A 2,327-nucleotide genomic window follows, 5' to 3' on the forward strand; every position below is an offset into this window, starting at 1 on the left:
GGGCGCGGGGATGCGTTCGGGGCCGTGGCCGACGACCGACCCGAACCGGTCGGCGGCGTCAGGCGACTCCCAGGCGGCGCGGGCGGCGGCGATGTCGGCGTGCGACCGGCCGACGAAGTTCCACCACATGACGAGGTCGTGGTCGAACGGCTCGCCGCCCAGCAGCATGAGGCGGGCACCGTCGGCCCCGGCACGGACCGTCACCTCGTCACGACCGTCGCCGAGGTAGAGGAGGGGACCGGGCGCGACGTCGACACCCGCGACGAGCGCCCGACCGCCCAGCACCAGGACGGCGTGCTCGAACCCGCGCTCGAGCGGCAGCACCACGTCGTGGCCGGGGTCGACGACGACGTCGGCGCCGAGCAGCGGCGTGTGCACGCGCGCGCGTGACCGGGCGCCGTCGAGCCCGCCGACGAACACCGTCGCGCGTGCCCCGGGCGCCTCCCACACCGGCAGGTCCGCGACCTGCTCGAAGGACGGCGCGCCGTCCATGACGTCGTCGGGCAGCGCGACCCACAGCTGGACCCCGTGCAGCGGCGCGTCGTCGCCGAGCGTGAACTCCGAGTGCGCGACGCCGCGCCCCGCGGTCATGAGGTTGAGCTGCCCGGGACGCACGACGACCTCCGACCCGACCGAGTCGCGGTGCAGGATCTCGCCCACGAGCGGCCACGTCACGGTCTGCAGCGCGGTGTGCGGGTGCGGGAGCACGCGCATGTCGACGGACTGCGGCCCCATCTCGTCGAGGAAGCACCACGCGCCGACCAGGGGGAGCGCGCGCTGCGGGAGGGTCCGGCGCACCTGCATCGCCCGCACGCCGCCGAGCGGGACCTCGCGAGCCTCGTGCAGCTCGGCGACGGGCCCGCGCATCCCGAGCGCCTCGCACAGCGCCTCCTCCGGGCGGACCTCCAGGTTCGTCATGGCTCCACTGTGCCTGACACCCCGACCTGTCGGGAGCACCACGCCAGGCACGCCGACCTGTCGGTGGCACCTCACACCCGGCACACCCCCGACGTCTGCACACTGTGGGCGTGAAGCAACCGTTCGAACGGGTCGTCGTGGAGCACGGCGCGACGGTGCTGCGCGTCTGCCGGTCGGTCCTGGGACCGGTCGACGCCGACGACGCGTGGTCCGAGACGTTCCTGTCGGCGCTGCGTGCCTACCCGGACCTGCCGGCCGACGCGAACGTCGAGGCGTGGCTCGTGACGATCGCCCGGCGTCGCTCGATCGACGTGACGCGGCGTGCCGCCCGGCAGGCCGTCCCGGTCGCCGAGCTGCCCGAGCGCACCGCACCGGCCGACGGGCGCGACCTGGACCTGTGGGCCGCGCTGGCGGCGCTGCCGGACAAGCAGCGGCGGTCGGTGACCTACCACCACCTCGGCGGGCTGCCCTACGAGGAGGTCGCGTCGCTGCTCGGCGGCACGTCGGCCGCGGCGCGACGAGCGGCGGCCGACGGGGTCGCGACGCTGCGCCGCACGTACCCGCGCTTCGCCGAGGAGGGAGAGCAGTGATGACGGACGCACGGACCCCGGAGACGGGGGAGCACCTCGCGCGGCTGCGCGCCGGGCTCGTGGCACGGGCCGCCGAGGAGGGGCTGCTCGACGTCGCCTACCGCACGGTCGACAGCCCCGTCGGGCCGTTGCTCCTGGCACGCACGCCCGCGGGTGTCGTCCGCGTGGCGTTCGCCGTCCAGGACCACGACGCGGTGCTCCAGGACCTGGCGGTGCGGGTCAGCCCGCGCGTGCTCGAGGCCCCGGGCGCGCTCGACGACGTGGCGCGCGAGCTCGACGAGTACTTCGCCGGGTCGCGTCTGACGTTCGACGTCCCGGTCGACCTGCGGCTGACCGCCGGCTTCCGCCGCTCGGTCGTCGAGCGCCTGCCGGACATCCCGTACGGGCGCACGGCGTCGTACGCGCAGGTCGCGGCGTCGGCGGGCAGCCCGCGTGCCGTCCGCGCGGTCGGCACGGCGTGCGCGCTCAACCCCGTGCCGCTCGTCGTGCCGTGCCACCGCGTCGTGCGGTCCGACGGCAGCGCCGGCCGGTACGCGGGCGGCGACGCGGCGAAGCACGCGCTGCTCGAGCTGGAGGCGCGCGTCGGACGTGCGGCGTAGCGTCGGGCGCATGTGCCGGAACATCACGACGCTGCGCGGGCTGGAGCCGCCCGCGACGACCGAGGAGATCGAGGCGGCCGCCCGCCAGTACGTGCGGAAGGTGACGGGCGTCCAGTCGCTCAGCGACGCGACGCGCGACCCGTTCGAGGCCGCGGTGGCCGAGATCGCGGCGATCACCGCGCGCCTGCTCGACGAGCTGCCCGCGCGCCGTCAGCCGCCC

Annotated in this window: 4 protein-coding genes; 3 read left to right on the top strand and 1 reads right to left on the bottom strand. The window is 75.9% G+C overall.

Annotation, left to right across the window (positions count from 1 at the left end; genetic code table 11):
• Positions 1-918, bottom strand: a 918-nt coding sequence (locus HGA02_RS16725) for a pirin family protein (RefSeq protein ID WP_168680274.1), incomplete at its 3' end; no start/stop codon positions are given.
• A 110-nt stretch (positions 919-1,028) separates the two neighbouring features.
• Between HGA02_RS16725 and HGA02_RS16730 the strand changes: the two genes are divergently transcribed.
• The 3 genes from HGA02_RS16730 to HGA02_RS16740 all read left to right on the top strand — a co-directional run.
• Complete coding sequence (locus HGA02_RS16730; protein ID WP_343035556.1) at positions 1,029-1,508, top strand: RNA polymerase sigma factor; 480 nt, start codon at positions 1,029-1,031, stop codon at positions 1,506-1,508.
• A complete protein-coding gene (locus tag HGA02_RS16735; protein ID WP_168680279.1) occupies positions 1,508-2,107 on the top strand; it encodes a methylated-DNA--[protein]-cysteine S-methyltransferase in 600 nt (199 codons plus the stop codon). The genes HGA02_RS16730 and HGA02_RS16735 overlap by 1 nt, the downstream gene beginning before the upstream one ends.
• A 10-nt stretch (positions 2,108-2,117) precedes the next feature.
• Positions 2,118-2,327: DUF2277 domain-containing protein (locus HGA02_RS16740; RefSeq protein ID WP_168680281.1), on the top strand; the 210-nt coding region annotated here is incomplete at its 3' end.

It is taken from the genome of Cellulomonas septica, from assembly GCF_012396155.1.
In the GTDB taxonomy this organism is placed as follows: Bacteria; Actinomycetota; Actinomycetes; order Actinomycetales; family Cellulomonadaceae; genus Cellulomonas; species Cellulomonas septica.

Coding starts and splice junctions, on each gene's coding strand:
- HGA02_RS16735 (WP_168680279.1), top strand. CDS start 1,508: ATGACGGACGCACGGACCCCGGAGACGGGGGAGCACCTCGCGCGGCTG.